Annotated in this window: 15 protein-coding genes; 13 read left to right on the forward strand and 2 right to left on the reverse strand. The window is 72.0% G+C overall.

Features of this window, described 5'->3' with window-relative positions; translation table 11 throughout:
- Window positions 1–406: 406 nt before the first annotated feature.
- The 11 genes from AC5R91_RS08680 to AC5R91_RS08730 all read left to right on the forward strand — a co-directional run bounded on the left by AC5R91_RS08680 (window position 407) and on the right by AC5R91_RS08730 (window position 12,994).
- Window positions 407–1,537: an ABC transporter substrate-binding protein gene (locus AC5R91_RS08680; protein WP_495396638.1), complete on the forward strand. Its 1,131-nt coding sequence runs from the start codon at window positions 407–409 to the stop codon at window positions 1,535–1,537.
- Window positions 1,538–1,613: 76 nt separating this feature from the next.
- Window positions 1,614–2,618: an LLM class flavin-dependent oxidoreductase gene (locus tag AC5R91_RS08685; protein WP_495396639.1), complete on the forward strand. Its 1,005-nt coding sequence runs from the start codon at window positions 1,614–1,616 to the stop codon at window positions 2,616–2,618.
- The gene (locus AC5R91_RS08690) at window positions 2,615–3,883 is read left to right on the forward strand and encodes a FecCD family ABC transporter permease (protein ID WP_495396640.1); all 1,269 of its coding nucleotides are present in this window, start codon (window positions 2,615–2,617) and stop codon (window positions 3,881–3,883) included. Before AC5R91_RS08685 ends, AC5R91_RS08690 begins: the two co-directional genes overlap by 4 nt.
- Window positions 3,874–4,713, forward strand: a complete 840-nt coding sequence (locus tag AC5R91_RS08695; RefSeq protein ID WP_495396641.1) for an ABC transporter ATP-binding protein — start codon at window positions 3,874–3,876, stop codon at window positions 4,711–4,713. Before AC5R91_RS08690 ends, AC5R91_RS08695 begins: the two co-directional genes overlap by 10 nt.
- A 524-nt stretch (window positions 4,714–5,237) precedes the next feature.
- On the forward strand, window positions 5,238–6,326 hold the full coding sequence (locus AC5R91_RS08700) for a hypothetical protein (protein WP_495396642.1): 1,089 nt from the start codon (window positions 5,238–5,240) through the stop codon (window positions 6,324–6,326).
- Between the two features lie 303 nt (window positions 6,327–6,629).
- Window positions 6,630–7,703, forward strand: coding sequence for a hypothetical protein (locus AC5R91_RS08705; RefSeq protein ID WP_495396643.1), 1,074 nt, complete (start codon window positions 6,630–6,632; stop codon window positions 7,701–7,703).
- Between the two features lie 97 nt (window positions 7,704–7,800).
- The gene (locus AC5R91_RS08710) at window positions 7,801–8,592 is read left to right on the forward strand and encodes a hypothetical protein (RefSeq protein WP_495396644.1); all 792 of its coding nucleotides are present in this window, start codon (window positions 7,801–7,803) and stop codon (window positions 8,590–8,592) included.
- 32 nt (window positions 8,593–8,624) lie between these two features.
- A complete protein-coding gene (locus AC5R91_RS08715; RefSeq protein ID WP_495396645.1) occupies window positions 8,625–9,524 on the forward strand; it encodes a hypothetical protein in 900 nt (299 codons plus the stop codon).
- A gap of 134 nt (window positions 9,525–9,658) precedes the next feature.
- On the forward strand, window positions 9,659–10,450 hold the full coding sequence (locus AC5R91_RS08720; protein ID WP_495396646.1) for an SDR family NAD(P)-dependent oxidoreductase: 792 nt from the start codon (window positions 9,659–9,661) through the stop codon (window positions 10,448–10,450).
- 130 nt (window positions 10,451–10,580) lie between these two features.
- Window positions 10,581–11,627 (forward strand): aspartate-semialdehyde dehydrogenase, encoded by a 1,047-nt coding sequence (locus AC5R91_RS08725; RefSeq protein WP_495396647.1) that lies wholly within the window; start codon window positions 10,581–10,583, stop codon window positions 11,625–11,627.
- Window positions 11,627–12,994, forward strand: a complete 1,368-nt coding sequence (locus tag AC5R91_RS08730) for an amino acid kinase family protein (RefSeq protein WP_495396648.1) — start codon at window positions 11,627–11,629, stop codon at window positions 12,992–12,994. Before AC5R91_RS08725 ends, AC5R91_RS08730 begins: the two co-directional genes overlap by 1 nt.
- A 783-nt stretch (window positions 12,995–13,777) precedes the next feature.
- On the opposite strand, the gene AC5R91_RS08735 is transcribed toward AC5R91_RS08730, so the two are convergent.
- Window positions 13,778–14,902 (reverse strand): M14 family metallopeptidase, encoded by a 1,125-nt coding sequence (locus AC5R91_RS08735; protein WP_495396649.1) that lies wholly within the window; start codon window positions 14,900–14,902, stop codon window positions 13,778–13,780.
- A gap of 22 nt (window positions 14,903–14,924) precedes the next feature.
- Window positions 14,925–16,442 carry an MFS transporter gene (locus tag AC5R91_RS08740; RefSeq protein WP_495396650.1) on the reverse strand — a complete coding sequence of 506 codons (1,518 nt, stop codon included), beginning with the start codon at window positions 16,440–16,442 and terminating at the stop codon, window positions 14,925–14,927.
- Between the two features lie 259 nt (window positions 16,443–16,701).
- On the opposite strand from AC5R91_RS08740, the gene AC5R91_RS08745 reads away from it, so the two are divergent.
- Together AC5R91_RS08745 and AC5R91_RS08750 are read left to right on the forward strand one after the other, a co-directional pair.
- On the forward strand, window positions 16,702–17,499 hold the full coding sequence (locus AC5R91_RS08745; RefSeq protein ID WP_495396651.1) for a DUF1707 SHOCT-like domain-containing protein: 798 nt from the start codon (window positions 16,702–16,704) through the stop codon (window positions 17,497–17,499).
- The gene (locus AC5R91_RS08750) at window positions 17,496–18,326 is read left to right on the forward strand and encodes a PhzF family phenazine biosynthesis protein (RefSeq protein WP_495396652.1); all 831 of its coding nucleotides are present in this window, start codon (window positions 17,496–17,498) and stop codon (window positions 18,324–18,326) included. Before AC5R91_RS08745 ends, AC5R91_RS08750 begins: the two co-directional genes overlap by 4 nt.
- The last annotated feature ends 1 nt before the right edge of the window (window position 18,327 follow it).

Consider the following 18,327-nt stretch of genomic DNA (forward strand, 5'->3'; position numbering starts at 1 on the left):
CGCTGCGGACCAGCACCGCAGCCACCCGAACCCCGCTTCTGCTCGGCAGCAGTCTGGCCAGTTCCGCAGATCAGGGTTCCTGTCTGCGTGACAGGCGCACATGCGGGGGCTATGGTGCATTCCAGCCGCTTCCGCGGAGTCCAGGTGCGCCGAAGCATCGCCCGCTCGTTCGCGGTTGACACCGTTGCACACACCGTCCGTGTGCAGGTAATTACCTTTTGTCTCCTTGCATCTATTCGCCCGGCGGGGGAAGAACGTGGTATCACGCTCGGCAATGTTTTCGCGACGCATCATGATGGGTTTGCCGACCCATCACGGCGGTCCCCACGGCTCGCCTCCTCTCCCGTCCATCGAGCGTCACCCGGGGAACGGTCGCACGACCACGTCCGGGACGCCGATCCGCGCCTTGTTCCGGCCCGTCGCCTCCCGGCCCGTCACCTCCCGGCCCGTCGCGTCCCGGCAGGTGCTGGCCCTGGGAGTGGCGGCCACGGTGGCGGCGCTGGCCGCTGGCTGCGGCTCCTCCTCCTCGGACGCCAGCCCGCCCGCGCCCACCACCCAGGTGGTGACCAGCATGACCGGCGAGAAGACGACCATCCCGCTGAAGGTCAACCGCATCGCCGAGCAGTTCCCCGCCCACACTGTCACCGACATCATGCTCGGCGCCGGCGACAAGCTGGTGGCCATCCCCCAGAATGTCAAGACGATCCCGTTCCTGCGAAAGGTGTTCCCGGGGGTCAACGACCTTCCGGAGCTCTTCCGGAACGGCGGCAAGGTGAACATGGAGGAGCTTCTCAAGCTCAAGCCGGACGTCGTCTCCACGATCAGTGGCGGCGACACCATGATGCCGTTCACTGAGGCCGGACTGCCGGCGGTCAACATGGCATTCGACACCTTCCCGCAGCTCGCCCCGTCCATTCAGCTCGCCGGCAAGGTGTACGGCGGAACGGCCGCCACCAAGGCCAAGGAATATGCCGACTACGTGAACGCGAAGCTGGCGATGGTGCAGTCCCGGCTGGCGAAGCTGCCGGAGACGGACAAGCCGAGCGTGGTGCACATCGCCAGCTACCCGCCCGTGGTCGTCGACGGCGGGAAGTCCCTCATCGACGGCTGGATCAAGATCGCCGGCGGCACCGACTCCGCGAGCGGGGTCAAGGGCACGCACGTCACGGTGTCGATGGAGCAGCTCCTGCAGTGGAACCCGGATGTGCTGATCATCGAAACACCGGGCGGTGACCAGGGCCTGGCGGCCAACTCCGCCCAGTCCGTCGTCGACAACCTGGCGAAGTCGCCGGGCTGGGCCGACCTGAAGGCGGTCAAGGCCAACCGGGTCTACCTCAACCCGCAGGGTCTCTACCCGTGGGACCGGTTCGGTCCGGAGGAGGCCCTGCAGATCCAGTGGGCGGCGAAGGTGCTGCACCCCGATCTGTTCACCGACGTCGACATTCGGTCCGAGACCCAGAGCTTCTACCAGAAGTTCTTCAACTACCACACCACCGAGGCGGATCTCGATCAGATCCTCCAGGTCGGCACCAAGTAAACCGCACCACACTCGGTAACCGCACCACACTCGGACCGAAGGGACCGCGCCCGCCGGCGCAGTGATGACCATCTCCATGCGATTCGGCTTGCCCGGAGGGCGCGGCGATCTGGACGGGGCCGGTTCCACCTCCACGGTGGAACTGGCCCGCGTCGCCGAGACTCTCGGCTACGAAAGCCTGTGGTTCACCGACGGCCACCTCAGTTCCGTTGGTTCCCGCACGATGAGAGCCCGTTCCTCGCCGATCCCGTTGGCCGCCGCCGTCGCCGCGTCGACCAGCCGGATCCGGATCGGCTTCACCGCCCTGCACCTCACCCTGCACGACCCGATCCGGCTGGCGGCCGACCTCGCGACGCTCGACCGGCTCTCCGGCGGGCGGGTCACCCTCGGGGTCGGCTGGCCGATCGCCCCGTATACCAGGGCCTACCAGGGCGCCGGCCCACCCCAGGTCGACCTGCCCGACGCCCTCGACACGATCGTCGGTTACTGGCGGGGCCGAACCCGCACGGCCGACGGCGCGCAGTTCCGGGTGGAGCCGACCCCCGCCCAGCATCCCCACCCGCCGATCGAGGTGGCCGCCCACACCGACGAGTCCATCGTCTGGGCGGCCAGCCGCGGCTACGGGCTGCTGCTGTCCGCCACGCAGACCGTCGCCTCCCTCGCCGCCTGCCTGGAGCTCTACACCTCGCACGGCGGGACGGCCGGCGACGTCCGGGTGGAACGGTTCTGCCTCGTCGCCGAGTCGGATGCCGCCGCCCGGGAACGCGCCACCCCGATCGTCGTCCGGTTGACCCGGCGGCTGGCCGCGCTCGGCGGCGACGAGCACGGCCACCAGTCCGTCGGGACGTCCGACCTCGACCCGTTCCGCTTCCACGACGAGACCGCGGTCATCGGCGGGCCCGCGACGGTCGCCCGCCGGTTCGCCGAGCTGCGCGACGAGCTCGGCGTGCAGCGGGTGAACCTGCGCCCGTCGTTCAGCGGCACCGCGTCGCTGGCCCTGCAGCAGAGCACCGTGCGGTTGTTCGCCGCGAAGGTGGCACCGCTGCTGGCGCAGCCCGCGATCAGGAGGGTGACCTCATGAGCCGCCCCGCAGTCCCGGCCGGCACGGATCCGATCGGCACGGCTGCTCCGGTCGACACAGATCCGGTCGACACAGATCCGGTCGACACAGATCCGGTCGACACCGGCCCGGTCGACACAGGCCCGGGCCGCATCGACCCGGTCATGGTGACCGGACAGGACGGTGTCGGCGAGGGTGGCGACACCGGTGGCGGCCTGACCGCTCGAGGCCGCGGCGGGCCTGGTGCCCGGGCGGCCGCGACCGCACGGGTCCGCGCGACGCTCGGCGATCACCTGCGGGTCGTCCTGCTCGCCGTGGGCCTGCTCGTCCTGATCGTGATCTCCTTCGGGCTGGGCCGGTACTCGCTGAGCCCGGCGACCGTCGTGCGCGTCCTCGCCCACGAGCTGTTCGGCATCGGGGGCTCCGCCGCCGGGCAGGACCGCGCCGTGGTGATGGACATCCGGATGCCCCGGATCCTCGCCGCGTTGCTCGTCGGGGCGGCGCTGGCCTCCTCCGGCGCCGCCTACCAGACGATGTTCCGCAACCCGCTGGTCTCCCCCGAGATCCTCGGGGTGGCGGCGGGGGCCGGCTTCGGCGCCTCCGTGTCGATCCTCATCGGCCTGGACACGACGCTGCTGCAGATCATCTCGTTCGGCTGCGGGCTGCTCGCCGCGGTGCTGTCGCTGACCATCGCCCGGGTGGTCGGGAAGGGATCGCTGATCATCCTGGTACTCGGGGGCATCATCATCGGCGCGATGTTCAACGCGCTCATCTCCAGCGTGCAGTACTTCGCCAACCCGGAGACGACCCTGCCGGAGATCACCTTCTGGTTGTTCGGCAGCCTGGCCCGGGCCAGCATGCACGGCCTCATCGTGCCCGCGATCATCGTCGCGGTGTGCCTCACCCTCCTGTACGCGGTGCGCTGGCAGCTCACGGTCCTCGCGACCGGCGACGACGAGGCCCGGTCACTGGGGGTCAACCGCACGCGGATCTGGACCCTGACAATCGGCGCGTCGACGCTCATGACGGCGACCGCGGTCAGCGTCGCCGGCATCATCGGCTGGGTGGGGCTCGTCGTCCCGCACCTGGCGCGGTTCACCGTCGGGCCGTCGTTCAACCGCCTGCTGCCGGTGACCGCCCTCATCGGGGCCGGCTACCTGCTCGCCGTCGACGACGTCGCCCGCACCGCCTCCTCGCTCGACCTTCCCCTGGGCATCCTCACCGCGCTCATCGGCGCCCCGTTCTTCGTGGCCCTACTCGCGAAGGCGGGTCGTCAATGGCTGTGAGCGACCCGGCGGACGTCGAGGTCACAGGGCTGTCCTTCGGCTACGGACGCGGCGGCCACCGGATCACCGACGTCTCGCTGAGCGTGCGGTCGACCGAGGTCTGCTGCCTGCTCGGACCCAACGGTGCCGGCAAGACCACGCTGCTGCGCTGCCTTCTCGGCCTGCTCCGGCCGGAGCGCGGCTCGGTGCGCATCACCGGCCGGGACATCGACACGCTGGCGCCGCGGGAGCTCGCCCGGCGGGTGGCCTACGTTCCGCAGAGCACCTCCTCGCCGTTCCCGTTCACCACGCTCGACATCGCCGTCATGGGGCGCACGCCCCACCTCGGCATGCTGGAGGCACCGGGTGCCGCCGACCGCCGCGGCGCCCTGGCGCAGCTCGACCGGTTGGGGATCGCGCACCTGGCCGATCGCTCGTTCGCCGCGCTGTCCGGTGGCGAGCGCCAGCTCGTGCTGCTTGCCCGCGCACTCGTCCAGGAGGCGGCTATCCTCATCCTCGACGAGCCGACCGCCGCGCTGGACTACGGCAACGAGGTGCGCACCCTGCACGTCGTCGCCGAGCTGGCCCGGGAGGGACATGCCGTGATCATGACCACCCACCAACCGTCGCACGCACTGACCTACTCCAACCGGGCGGTGCTCATGCGCGGCGGCGTGGTCATCGCGGACGGGCATCCCGACGACGTCGTGACCGGCGAGCGCCTCAGCGACCTCTACGGCGTGCCCGTCCACGTCACCGGCGTGACCCTGCCACCCGGCCACGACCGCCGCGAGGTGCGGACCTGCGTCCCGATCCCCGCGCCCCGGTCAGCCCCTCTCGTCGGCCGCTGAGCCCTCGCCCCAGCCACCGAGCCCCCTCTCGGCCGCCGATCGCGCGTTTCCCAACAGCTGAACCCGCATCCCGACCCACTGAACCCGCACGCCGTGCCCGTACTCCCGGGCACGGATCACACGGCCCTGCCCCCGCCGCCGGTGCCCCGCAATCCGCCCAAGGACAATCGTGTGACCGGAGTAATCCGGCCGCCCCCGGGAATTTCTCCGAAAGAGCTTCCCGCACACGTACCAGCACGTTATAGTTTCACTCTGCCGGTCCGTTCCGGTCCACGGACCAAAGTGCAGGCGCGGCAATCCGTCCGGTCAACGGGTTGCGTCGGACGCCGCCACGCCGACATTCACCGTCACCGTGAAATATCGCTGGCACGGAACTCCACGGACCAGCGCACCGTCTTCACGAGGCCTCCCGGGACCATTTCGGGACCATCCTCCGGCGCTCGAACCGGCCCGGCCTCGCCCGACATTCCACCGGCCCCGCGGCATCCAACGCCCAGGACCGTGCGCGTCAGGAGGAGCACAAGATGCCCGAGTCCGAGCTCGTCGTCGATCCCGCCAGGATACGGCAGTTCGGGGATCCGACCGACACCGTATTCTGCCTCGTCACGAACGCCTCCCTGCTGGACGACATCCGGCTCGTCCGGACTGCTCCGTACCTGGACTACCGAATCCTGGAGTTCCGCGGAGGCGAGGACGAGTTCGCCCGGCTCATGCGGGAGGAAGTCCCGGAGCAGGCCCACGTGCTGGTCATGTCGCCCGACTGCTTCTTCCAGTCACCGCCGGTGGACGTCCTCGGCCCCCGCCGCAAGCTGCTCGGGATGGCCTGCAACTCGACCCCGACCGACCGGGCGACGCTGCGGCACTTTCTGCGCTGCGTCGAGGCCACGGACCCGCAGGCCCAGGAGGACTTCTCCGACCGCTTCTTCGAGCTGGCCGAGCGGGGCGAGACGCTGAAGTACCACGACGCGCGCCACGGCACGGTCGCGACCCTGCGCCTGTTCGACCGCGAGCTAGTGTGGAACCAGCAGGCCGGTCTCGTCGGCTGGGGCGAGCAGCAGATTGTGCCCGCGGGCGAGATCAGTGTGCTCCCCATCGAGATCCGGGAGTTCGAGGACTATCTCCGGCTGCCCCTGGACGGCGAGATCGTGATCCAGGGCTACCCGATTCTTCATTCCGGCACGCCGTCATTCTCCCGGCGCGACCAGGAGCGTATCCACAGCGAACTCTGGCCGCTGCACGAGTACGCGGTCGTGTGCCGGGTCGAAAACGGTCTCATCACCGAAATGACTTCCCCTGAGCCCCCCGGCCGTGCTATTCTAGAGATGTTCGAGGCGCTCTTCCAAGTTGACTCCCGGTACCGCATAGTCTGGGAAATCGGCCACGCGCTGAACACCACCCTCGACCTGCTTCCCGGTAATCACGCGATGAACGAGGTCTACGGGTCCACCCAGGGCTGTCTGCACTGGGGAATCGGGCTCACGCCGTTCACGCAGTACCATCTCGACATCATCTCTCCCGGAACGTTCGTCACGAACGACCAGGGTGATGTCCTGCTCGGCACGCGGATCCCGTCCGCGATGCCCCTCAAGAGTCCGGTCGGCCTGGCCAACTGATCGGTCCGGACGAGGAACCTTCTCGTCTGCCCACCGCATTCCAACGGATTGACGGAAGGAGGTGATCACTGTGGAGAAGGTCGCGCAGAAGAAGATCCAGGTGAAGAAGAACGACCGCTACCTGGGCACCCTCCTCGGCTAATGCCGTTGAGAAGGGGTGGGTCGGCTGGACCGGGCCGACCCACCCCGACTAGGCCGCGCCCCTGGGGTGCTCCGCCGGCCGACGTTCGCACCACCACCGGTCGATCCCGTTGGTTGTCCCGCCAAACCAGTCCTCTCGCGCCGCGCCCCCTGGTGGTCCCCATGGCACAGTTCCTCGTGCGTCCCGACCTGCATCGGGAGTTCACCGGCCCGCATTCGACGTTCTGCCTGCTGACCCAGGCGGACCGGGCCGCGGACTTCACCCTCGCGCCCAGCACCCGCTACGAAAGCGTGCTGCACCGCACCCTCGACGCCGAGGAAAGCCTCCAGGACGCGCTGGGCGAGCAGCGCATTCCCGCCGACGCCGACGTGTTCGTCGTGTGCCCGGACCGCTTCCTCGTCTCCCCCGAGCCCGCGGTGGTCGGGCCGCAGCGGCGGATCGCGGTGATGCCCTGCGGCTCGACGCCCGTCACCGACGCCCAGGTCGCCTACTTCCTGTCGGTGGTCGAACAGACCGACCCGGCCGATCTGGAGACCCGCGCCGACCGGCTGTTCGAGGCGCTCGGCGAGGCCGACCACGTCAAGCTGGCGGACCTCGCCGGGCACGCCTCGGCCCGTTTCGTCATCTCCGGCGACTACGAGTGGAACCAGCAGGCCGGCGCGCTGGCGGCGGGCGAGCAGCAGATCGCGCCGGCCGGCGAGGCCAGCGCCGTCCCCACGGACCTCTACCGGTTCGACACGAGCCGCCGGCTGGGGCTGGACGGGCAGGTCGCCCTGCGCGGCGCCCCCATCGTGCACCGCGGTGACGACCCCGCGGTGCTCGCCGAGCAGGCCCGGCTCTTCGACGACCTGGACGTCCTGCGCACGGCCACGGTGGTGCTCGATCTCGCCGACGGCATGGTCACCGGCTGCCACGCGGTGGACGCCGCGGGCAAGCGCGCGGTCGACGCGCTGGAGGAGCTGTTCGCCGCCGACGACGCCTACCGGGTCGTGTGGGAGTTCGGCATCGGGCTCAACCCGGTGTTCGACCAGCAGCCGGGCAACTGCGGGATGAACGAGATGTACGGCGCGGCCGACGGGATCGTCCACCTCGGCTTCGGACTGACCCCGACGACCCGCTACGCGCTCACCTTCACCTGCGCCGACACGGTCCTGTCCGACCCCGCGGGGACCCGGCTCGCCGGCCCCGCCGCGCGGCGGATGCGCCGCCGGCGCACCCCGACCTGCGGCTGCTGACCGGCCGGCGGTCACCAACACCACGACACCGCCCGCCGCGGGCATGCCGATGCCCCGGCGAACCGGCCGCCCACCGGAAACGCGAAGGAGCCCATCGATGACCGACGACCCGCGCACCTGGTATGGGGACCCGAGGGCGGCCGCCGCCGCCCGCACGGCCGACCTGACGGACCTGCGCACGCAGGTCGACACCATGCTCGACACGATGATCGAGAAGTTCTACGCCGAGATCCCGTACTCGGACCACCAGGCCCGCGGCGAGGAGATCAACATGGCGTACTACAAGCGGCACAACATCGAGACCATCCTCCGGCTGCGCCGCAAGCGCACCATCGACGCCCTCGCCATCGGCTACTTCACCAAGCGCGACCCGGTGCGCGGTGCGGCGTGGGCGCACTACGTCGAGGACGAGATGCTCCACGACGAGTGGTTCGCCGGGGACCTCGGCAAGGTCGGCGTGACCAAGGCGGAGATCTACGCCACCGAGCCGTTCCAGGCTACGAAGCTGCTCACCGGCTACCTCCAGTACGGCATGGAGTTCGAGGGCAGCCCGCTGGCCCTGCTGTGCAGCGTCTACTTCGTCGAGTACACGACGACGAAGACCCAGCCGTCGTGGGTGAAGAACCTCGAGGACCAGCTCGGCCGGGAGAAGCTCGCCGGCGCGCGGCGCCACGTCGGGACCGACATCGCCGACGAGCACGCCGACTTCGTCTGGGGGGTGCTGACCTCGCTGGTGGGCTCGCCCGAGGACGAGGCCAAGGTCATCGCGCACGTCAAGACGGTGGCGAACCTGTGGGTGGCCTACTTCATCGAGCTGTACCAGGCGGTGGTGGCCCCCGCGACCGGCGCGCTCGAGGCCGCGGGCAGCGTCGCCGCCCGGTTCGCCTGAGCATCACGGCGCCGTACGGAAACGGGGGAATCATGTCCGTACCGCCGTCGACCGCATCGCCCGCGGCGGCATCTCCCGCGACAGCACCTCCAGCGGCCGCATCTCCCGCGGCCACGTCGGCCGCGGCGGCCACGGCCGGGGCGGCCGCGGGGGGCGCGCCGGACGGCCATGCGGTCGTCCGGTTCTCCCGGGACTGCGAGCTGCGCCCGTCGGAGGACCGCTGGTTACAGGCGGGGCTCGCGGCGGCCCTGCCCGATCTGCGGATGGCGGAGCTGTTCGCCGCGCGCCCCGACCTGTTCCGCGAGGCCGACCATCTCGTCGTCGGCGTCGACCGGGCCAGCGGGCAGCCGGTGTCCGCCCTGGGCGCGAGCTGGACCGCGACCGCGGCCGGCGATCGATTCCTGCACATCGGCGTGCAGTTCGTCGATGCCCGGCTGCGCCGCGGCCCGGTGTTCAGCACGAACTGGCTCGCGCTGCTCGAGGACGTCGTCGCCGCCGGCGGTTTCCCGTCGCTGTCCGCGCTGCGCACCTACAACCCGGTCGCCTACTGCGCGATGCGGGCCTACGGGCGGCTGCCCGGCGCCGTGATGTACCCGGAGGTCGGACCGGTCGGCCAGGACCCCGACGTGACCCGGCTGGCCGGGCAGATCGCTGCGACGCTCGCCCCCGCGGCACCGTTCGACCCCGCCAGCGGCCGCATCGCCGGGATCGGCGTCCCGCGCGGGCTCTACCGCGGCCGCCCGCGCTGCGACGACGCGGCCGTCAACGAGCACTTCGAGCGGCACACCGTGCCCGGCGACCGCATCCTCTGCGTGGTGCACATCCGCGAGACGGCGACGGTGGACGCGATCGTCGACAACTTCGTCCGCCGCACGACGCGGTCGGCGCCGGGCGCCGCCACCCCGGCCGAGCCGGCCGCGCCGCCCCCCTGACGGGCGCCCGGGACGCACGAGGGCGAGGCGGAGCCACCCCCCGCGCCGCCGCCGCGGGCTTCCCCGTCGTCCCCACCCCTCACCCGCCGACCACGGCGGACCCATCACGAGACCGAAGGCTTCGGGAGCTGTAGATGCTGGAACTGACAGACAGGATTGCGGCCGTCGTCGGCGCGGCGTCGGGCATTGGCCAGGCCATCGCGATCGCGCTGGCCGAACAGGGCGCCGTCGTCGAATGCGCTGACGTCGACACCACCGGCGTCGAGGAGACGGTGGCGACCATCGTCGCCGCCGGCGGCACCGCGAAGGCGTCCACCGTCGACGTGCGTGTCTCCGCCGAGGTGGACGACCTGTTCGCCCGCGTGGTCGCGGACCGGGGCCGCCTCGACATCGCCGTCGGCACCCCCGGCATCAACATCCGCAAACCCCTGATCGACTACACCGACGACGACTACACCGCGGTCACCGACGTCAACCTGCGGGGCAGCTTCCACGTCCTGCGCGGCGCCGGACGGATCATGGCGAAGCAGGGCGGCGGCAGCATCATCGTCATCTCGTCCATCAGCAGCCGGGCCGTCGAACCCGGCCAGGTCATCTACGCGGGCACGAAGGCGGCCCTGGCGCAGATGGTCCGCGTGCTCGCCGCCGAGCTCGGGAAGTCCGGCGTGCGGGTCAACGCGATCGCCCCGGGCCCGGTCGAGACCGCGCTGACCGTGCCGATCCGCTCCAGCGCCGCCTGGGCGGACGCGTACGCGCAGAAGGTCGCCGTCGGCCGCTGGGCGCGGCCCGCCGAGATCGCCGGCCCCGCGGTCTTCCTGGCCTCGGACGCCGCGACCTACGTCAACGGCGAGGTCCTGTTCGTCGACGGCGGCTGGGTGGACCTCGACGCGCAGTTCGCGGACGAGAGCGCCGTCGGCTCCGGCTGAACCCGCGACGCGGTCGACCCGCCACGCGGTGGACCCGCGACACGGTGGACCCGCGACGCACTGAACGAGGCAAGCGCAGTGGACGGGCGAGCGCACCAGATGAGGCAAGCGCAGTAGAGGGGGAAGCGCAGTGGACATCGCCGTCATCGGCGCGACCGGTGTCGTCGGCCGGGAGTGCCTGGCCCTGCTCGACGGGCGGATCCTGCCCGACGTGGGCCGGGTCATCCCCGTCGCGTCGACAGGCTCGGCGGGCCGCGATCTCGGCGCCGAGCAGGGACTGGACCTGAAGATCGAGCCGGTCGTCGCGCTGGAGGATGTCGATCCGGCGGGAGTCGACGTCGCGGTCTTCAGCGCCGGCGCCCCGATCAGCACCCGGTGGGCGCCGGTCTTCGCCGCGGCGGGCGCGCTCGTCGTGGACAACAGCTCCGCGTTCCGGATGGAGGACGACGTCCCGCTCGTCGTCCCCCAGGTCAACCCACAGACGCTGGACTCGCGCCCGGCGCGGGGCATCGTGGCCAACCCGAACTGCTCCACGATCCAGCTCGTGCGGGCGCTGCACCCCCTGCGCACGATCGGCGAGATCGATCGGGTGATCGTGTCCAGCTACCAGTCCGCCTCCGGCGGCGGCCTGCGGGGACTCGAGGAGCTCGCCGACACCACCCGGGCGCTGCTCGACGGCGCCGACCCCGCCGCCGCCCGGCCCGGGAAGTTCGGCCAGCCGCTGGCGTTCAACCTGATCCCCGAGATCGGCCTGCGGGACGCCGACGGACACTCCCACGAGGAACGCAAGCTGCGCCGGGAACCCCGCAAGATCATGGGAATGCCGGGGCTGCGGGTCGCGGCGACCGCGGTTCGGGTCGCCGTCGTCAACGGCCATTCGGAGGCGGTGCACGTCAGCTTCACCGCCCCCGTCAGCCCCGACGACGCCCTCGCCGCGCTGCGGGCCACCCCTGGCCTGCGGGCGTACGGCAACGACCCCGCGGACGGCTACCCGATGCCGCAACCGGTCTGCGCGTCGCCGACCGAACGCCGACTGGTGCACGTCGGGCGGGTACGGGCGGACGAGGACGACCCCTGCGCCCTGTGGCTGTGGGTCGTCGCCGACAACCTCACCGTCGGCGCGGCGCTCAACGCGCTGGAAATCGTGAGCCTGGCCGCCGGGAAGTCCTGGCTCTGATGGGGCTGGGAGACGTGACGGTGACCGGGGACGTCGTCGTTGTGAAGTTCGGCGGGGCGGCCTTCGCGGCGCCCCGCGCCCACCACACCATCGCCCGCCACGTCGCCGACCGGCTGCGCGCCGACAGGTCCGCCTCGCCCGGCGGCGCGCCGACCCGGGCCATCGTCGTCGTCAGCGCCGTGGCCGGCGAGACCGACCGGCTCGGGACGGCCCTGCGGGCGGTCAGCCCCGATCCCGACCGTGACCTGCTCGCCGCGGCACTCATGACCGGCGAGACGGTCAACGTCGCGGTCATGACGGCGGCGCTGCGCGACGCCGGGCTCGCGGCGGTGGCGCTGACCGCGGCCGACACCGGCTTCGTCGGCGCCGGCGAGCCGCACTGCGCCGACCTTCGCAGCATCGACGGCAGCGTGCTGGCGAGCCTCGTCGAGCCCGCCGGGACGGTGCTCGTCGTCCCCGGCGGGCAGGCCGTGGATGGCGACGGGCGGCCGATCATGCTGGGCCGCAACAGCTCGGACCTGTCGGCGATCGCCGCCGCGATCGCCGTCGGGGCCCCGGCCTGCGAGATCTTCTCCGACTCGCCGGGGATCTGCACCGCCGACCCGCGCCTCGTGCCGGGCGCGCGCACGCTGGCCACGGTCGACTACGACACGATGATCACGATGTCGCGGCACGGCGCGAAGGTCCTGCACCACTCGGCCGTCGCCTGGGCCCAGCGATACGGCGTGGAGATCCGCTGCCGCTGCCTGCTTCCGGACGGTCAGGTGTACTCGATCGTCCGAGCCGGCCAGACGAGCGCCGCCGCGGTTCTGGTGCACGGCACGGGCACGGTCTGGGCCGGCGATCCGGACCTGGTGCGGGCGACGCAGGCGGAGCTGGCCGACCTCGGCTCGGACGCCGTCGCCGTCCCCGAGGCTGTCGCCGCCCCCGAAGCCGTCCCCGTCCCCGAGGCTGTCGCCGCCCCCGAGGCTGTCGCCGTTCCGGACGCCGTTCCCGAAGCCGCCGCCGCCCCCGAGGCTGTCGCCGTTCCGGACGCCGTTCCCGACGTCGCCGCTGTCGCGGAAGCCGTCGCCGTCGCGAGTGCCGTCGCCGTAGCCGAAGCCATCGACGTAGCCGAAGCCATCGACGTCGCGGAGCCCGCCGGCATCGCGGCGACCGCGGCCGTCAGCGAACCTGCGGGCGGCCCCGTCGCTCATCTCGTGCTGGCCGACGCGGCGCGTGATCTGCGTCCCCGAGGTCTGCGCCACCGGGCGGACCTCCGCCTGGTCACCACGCTGTTCCCGGACGGACGGCTCCAGCACCGCCTCGTTCCCGCTGCCGAGGCGCCCGCCGTGGCCCGCGCCGAGCACGCCCTGGTCGTGGCGTAGGCCGCCGCTCGAAAGTCACAGCGCGTATCCACCTATGATCACGGTGCTGTCGAGTCGCGCCGCGCCGTGCCGTTGGACGCGAGTCCGGCGTCGCGACGACCCCGATCCTCCATGATCAGGATGTGTTCCCACGTCCACGCCTCGACGGGCTCGGAGCGTGACGCAAAAAAGCCGTCCGGTCACGATTAGATACACAACCTGGTCGCCGGGTGTCGCCTGGTGGCGAGTCACGATCGCCCCGTGGCGGACGGGCGGTTCCGCGGAACCGCACCGCCCGCGGTTCCGCGGAACCGCGGGATCGATGCCGCGTCACGGCCGGCAGATGCCGGCGGTCACTCTGGTCGGTCCGGCCTCCGACCGTCATCAGGCTCCAGCATTTCCCGGCCGAAACCGCTGTCGGCGTTCGAGTGGCGGGCGATTCCTCGGGATGAACGGGCCTACCAGTCACCGCGCCTCCCCGTAACTCCCCGCGACCAGAGGTGAACGGAATCGAGCCGAGGGATAGGCACGGTTTCAGGCCGAAAAACCGTACCGAAGCCTCGGCACGATTTGGCCGCGATCTGGCCAGAACCGGATGGGCGGGGCAGAACGGCCGCGGCGGCGGCGGGCGGTGGCGATGCGGGCCGCGGTTGCGATGCGGGCCGCGGTGGCGATGCGGGCCGCGGTGGCGGCGCCGGGCCACGGTTGCGGGCGGTGGCGGGCGGTGGATGCGGGCCGCGGTGGGGGCGCGGCCCGCCTTGGGAATGCGGCGCGGGCTGGCGGGGCAGAGCGCCGCGCGATCCGTCAGCTCCCGATCGACTCGGCGAGGACCCCGACGGCAGCCTGGCCGATCACGGCCGTCCCCCGGTCGAGCACGTCGGTGCGCCACTGCGGGTCCGGCGGGTCGAACGCCTCCCGCATGAGCAGCCCGATCCGGGCGACCTGCTCGGGGTCCACCGGGTCGCCCTGCCCCGGATCTCCCTGCCCCGGATCTCCCTGCCACAGCGGGCCACGCTGCTGCCAGAGCCAGTTGTCCGCCTGCAGGGCACGCAGCACGGTCAGGCCGTCCTGGGTGCCGAACTCGCAGGTGATGGCCGTGATCTCGGCGTCGACGAGGTCCTGGAGCAGGGCGCGGGCGGAGTTGCCGCCGATCGGCGTCGAGCTCGACGTCCCCTCCTCGGAGTTCGTCAACGCGTCGCCGTACCAGGCCCGGGCCCGCCGCGGGGCGCCCGGGTCCACCCCGCCGCGGAAGATGGGCTCGGCTGCGCCGCGCTCACCGAGTCCGGTGTGCAGGTCGATGTAGGCGACCCGCTCGTAGCCGGTCAGGTACTCGTTGATGATCGTGTGCCAGGTCCGGTGCGACCAGCAGGGCGCCGACCCGCCGTAGAATAGGCCGTCCGGGTGGGTGTACTGCCCGGACGTGACGATCTGCTGCACCTCCCGCACCCCCAGCCGGCCGGCGTGCGCCAGCAGGGCGGCGTCGGCCTCGGCGTGCGCGGGCCCCTCCCAGTCGGCGGGCAGCAACGTGGGGTGCAGCTCGCCGTAGCCGCCGTCCGGCGGCAGCGCCGCATGGTCGACGAAGTTGCGGTTGACGTCGATGTTGTCCTCGTTGACCCGGCGGCGGTGGGAGAAACCGAAGGGGTTCAGCGCGTGCACCAGGACGACCGGCAGCCCCGTCCAGGCGGCCTCGTGCAGGGCCCGGAGCTGGCAGGCCGACCCGGCGAATCCCTCCGCGCCATGGGTGCCGCTGACCAGGACAACCACGGACCGCCCGTGGCTGGCGCCGATGCGCGCCACGTCCGTGCTCAGCGGCTCGCCCCGGGCGCCCCGCAGGTCCCCGAGCGGGAACGACTCCAGGTGCGCGCCACGATCACGGGCGGCCGCGAGAAAGCGCTGCCGCGCCTGTTCGTAGTTCGCGGAGAAGTACATCTGTCCCTGCGCCGTGGTTGATTCAGTGTTCCGACGGACTCGCGGCTGGCACCGCGGCCGCCTCGGCGCCGTCTCCGTGGGCGCCGACCCCGGACGCGCTGTCCTCGAGTGCGCTTTCCTCGAGTGCGCTTTCCTCGGGTGCGCTGACCTCGGGTGCGCTGACCTCGGGTGCGCCGCCGCCTGCCGGCCGAGCTTCGGGCCGGGGCCGGCCGCGAACCTGGCCGAGCGCCATCACCACGCCCGTGATCACGATGAGCAGCACGAACAGCCCCCGGTAGCCGGAGGAGTGGACGACCGCACCGGCGACAAGCGGAAAGACGCAGATCGCGACCTCGAACAGCAGGCCCGCCATCGGCAGCATCCGGACCCGTTCCGCAGGTCCCGCGAGGTTGACCGCGCGGGCCTGGAAGGCCGGCAGGCCCAGGCCGTAGGTGCACCCGAGCAGCAGCGACGCCAGGCAGTACAGCACCGCGCTCGACCCGACGAAGACGAACGCCACCGCCGCCGCGGTCATGCCCACCGTCGTCACGGCGACCACCCGGTCTGAGGCGCTGTCGGGCAGGATCCGGGCGAGACCCAGGCGCACCGTGATGACCGCCACCGTGTAGGTCACGTAGAAGACGTCGAAGTCGAGGTGCCGGCTGTCCGCAAAGGTGGTCTGGAAGCTGTTCATGGTGGTGAACACGCACGCGCTGAGCAGCACCATCGCGAGCGGCACCACGCTGGGCGATCGCAGCGCGCCCCGCCAGCCGGTCTCCGCCGCGCGGCCAGGCCCATCCGCGCGGCCAGGCTCACCCGGGCTACGCGGGCTGCCCGAGTCGCCCGGCTCGGACGCAAGCTGGGGCTCCGCGTCGGCCGGATCCCGCTGCGGGTCGGGCAAGCCGCCACCGGGCAGGCGCCGCAGCTCGATGGTGAGCGGGATGACCAGCAGGGCCGCGGCGGCCGCGAGCGCGGCCCCGACGGCGAACACCTGCTGGTAGCTCAGCCCCGCGTCCCGCAGGGCGTTGCCGAGGACGGGGCCGATGCCGAACCCGGCCTGGATGGTCCCGGTCGCGTAGCCGATGAGCGTGGCCCGGTTGCGGTCGGTGGCAAGATCGGAAGCGATCATCGGCGCCGCCGTGTAGGTGACCGCCCAGGCCGTTCCCAGCACGATCGCCGCGACCACGAGCACGGCGTTGCGGGAATGCACCCCGGTCATCAGGAGCGCGGCGCCCGCGTACACCAGGCAGGAGCCGGCGAGCAGCAGGTTCGGTGGCACGGTGCGCGGGAACCGCAGCAGCAGGGCCAGCGCGACCGCGGTCGGCACCGCCGCGGCGGCGGTCAACGCGCCGTAGGTCGCCTCGCTGCCGCCCACCGTCTTCACGAACGGCCCGAGCAGCAGCAACACCCCGTATGCCGAGGAAGCCAGCAGGACGGTGGTCACGAGCAGGACGAGCACGGTCCCCTCGCCGTGGACGGATCGCCGACGCCGCGACCCGGGGGCATTCGCGACGCCGTCGCCCAGTCCGCGTTCGATGACCCGCCCACCCTCCGGCCGCACCCGTAATCAGAATCTGCGGAGCCGATGAGGCACATTGTTCCGCAGGTGCGGAAGAAAAATAGCACGTATGCCGAATGCTCGGAGAGAGAACATCGCCGATGTCGGTGGTCAGCCGGTCGGTGCGGTCGGCGGTCGGCGGTCGGCGCGGTGCGGTCATCGGACGCGGGCGAGGTAGCCGTGGGCGCCTTCTCTCGAGCCACGGTCACCGGGATCATCCGAGGACTGCCGGTCCACCTGCCTGCTGGCTACTCTGCAGAGCATGACCGCCGAGATCCCCGATCCCCCGCCGGCGCCGGACCTCCGCGTCTCCGACGCGGAACGGGAGGAGGTCGCGCAGATCCTGCGCCAGGCGCTCGCCGAGGGGCGGCTGACCTTCACGGAGTACGACGAGCGGGTCGGCGCCGCCTACGCCGCCCGGACCCGCGCGGACTTCACCCCCCTGACGATCGACCTGCCGAACCAGCCGAACCTGTTCGCCGCGGTGGCCCAGCCGTCGGAGCCTCCCGAGCCGACCACTGCCGGCGACGCCGCGACCAGCTCGAGCGGAGCCGACCGAACGCCCGGGCCGGTCCGGCGCGGGTCGGACGGGGTGGACTGGACGGTCGCCGTGATGAGCGGCAACGAGCGCACCGGCCGGTGGCGTCCGAGCCGGCACACCCGCGCCGTCGCCGTGATGGGCGGCTGCGAGCTGGACCTGCGCGAGATCGCCTTCCCCACCGACACGCTGCTGATCACGGCGGTAGCGGTGATGGGCGGCATCGAGATCATCGTCCCCGACGGCGTCGAGGTCGAGGTGACCGGCGTGTCGGTCATGGGCGGCCGCTCGGTCAAGGTCGCCGACGCGCCGCGGCGGCCGGGGACGCCCGTCGTGCGCATCCGGGCGATCGCGGTGATGGGCGGGGTGGAGGTACGCAGCAAGCCGCCGCGGCCGACGACGACAGCCGGGCACACGGCGACCGGACACACGGCGACCGGACACAAGAGCCTCGACCCGGGCCGCGGCGCCGGGCAGCCCGACCCCGGCCAGGGCCAGGGCCGACAGGGGGAACGCGGATGAGCCGCCCGTTTCGCCAGGTGGACGTGTTCACCACCACCCCGTATCAGGGCAATCCCGTTGCGGTGGTGCTGGACGCGACGGGACTCGACGACGACGCGATGCGACGGTTCGCCCGCTGGACGAACCTGTCGGAGACCACCTTCGTCCTGCCGCCGACCTCACCGGCGGCCGACTACCGGGTCCGCATCTTCACCCCGTCGTCCGAGCTGCCGTTCGCCGGACATCCCACGCTCGGCACCTGCCACGCCTGGCTCGCCGAGCGGCCGGCGTCGGCTCGACCGGCGCAGATCGTCCAGGAGTGCGGGGTGGGGCTCGTGCCCCTGCGGCGGACGCCGGACGGGCTCGCCTTCGCGGCGCCGCCGCTGCGTCGCTCCGGGCCGGTCGAGGCCCCGCTCGTCGCGCGGATCAGCACGATGCTCGGCATCACCCCCGACGACGTCGTCGCGGCCGAGTGGGTGGACAACGGCCCGGGCTGGGTCGCGGTCCTGCTCGCCGACGCCGAGTCGGTCCTGGCACTGCGACCGCGCGGCGTCGACCTGCCCCTCGGGGTGGTCGGGCCGTGGCCGCCCGGCTCGGCGACGGCGTTCGAGGTGAGGGCGTTCGTGCCGATGGGTGACGTGACGATCGAGGATCCGGTGACCGGCAGCCTGAACGCCTCGCTCGCGCAGTGGCTGCTGCGCACCGGGCGGGCGAGCGCGCCCTACACGGCCAGCCAGGGCTCCGTGCTGCACCGGGCCGGCCGGATCCACCTCTCGACGGACGCCGACGGCACGGTCTGGGTGGCCGGCGCGACGGTCACCCGCCTGTCAGGCACCGCCAAGCTGTGAC

The sequence above is a fragment of the Frankia sp. BMG5.60 genome, from assembly GCF_059428125.1.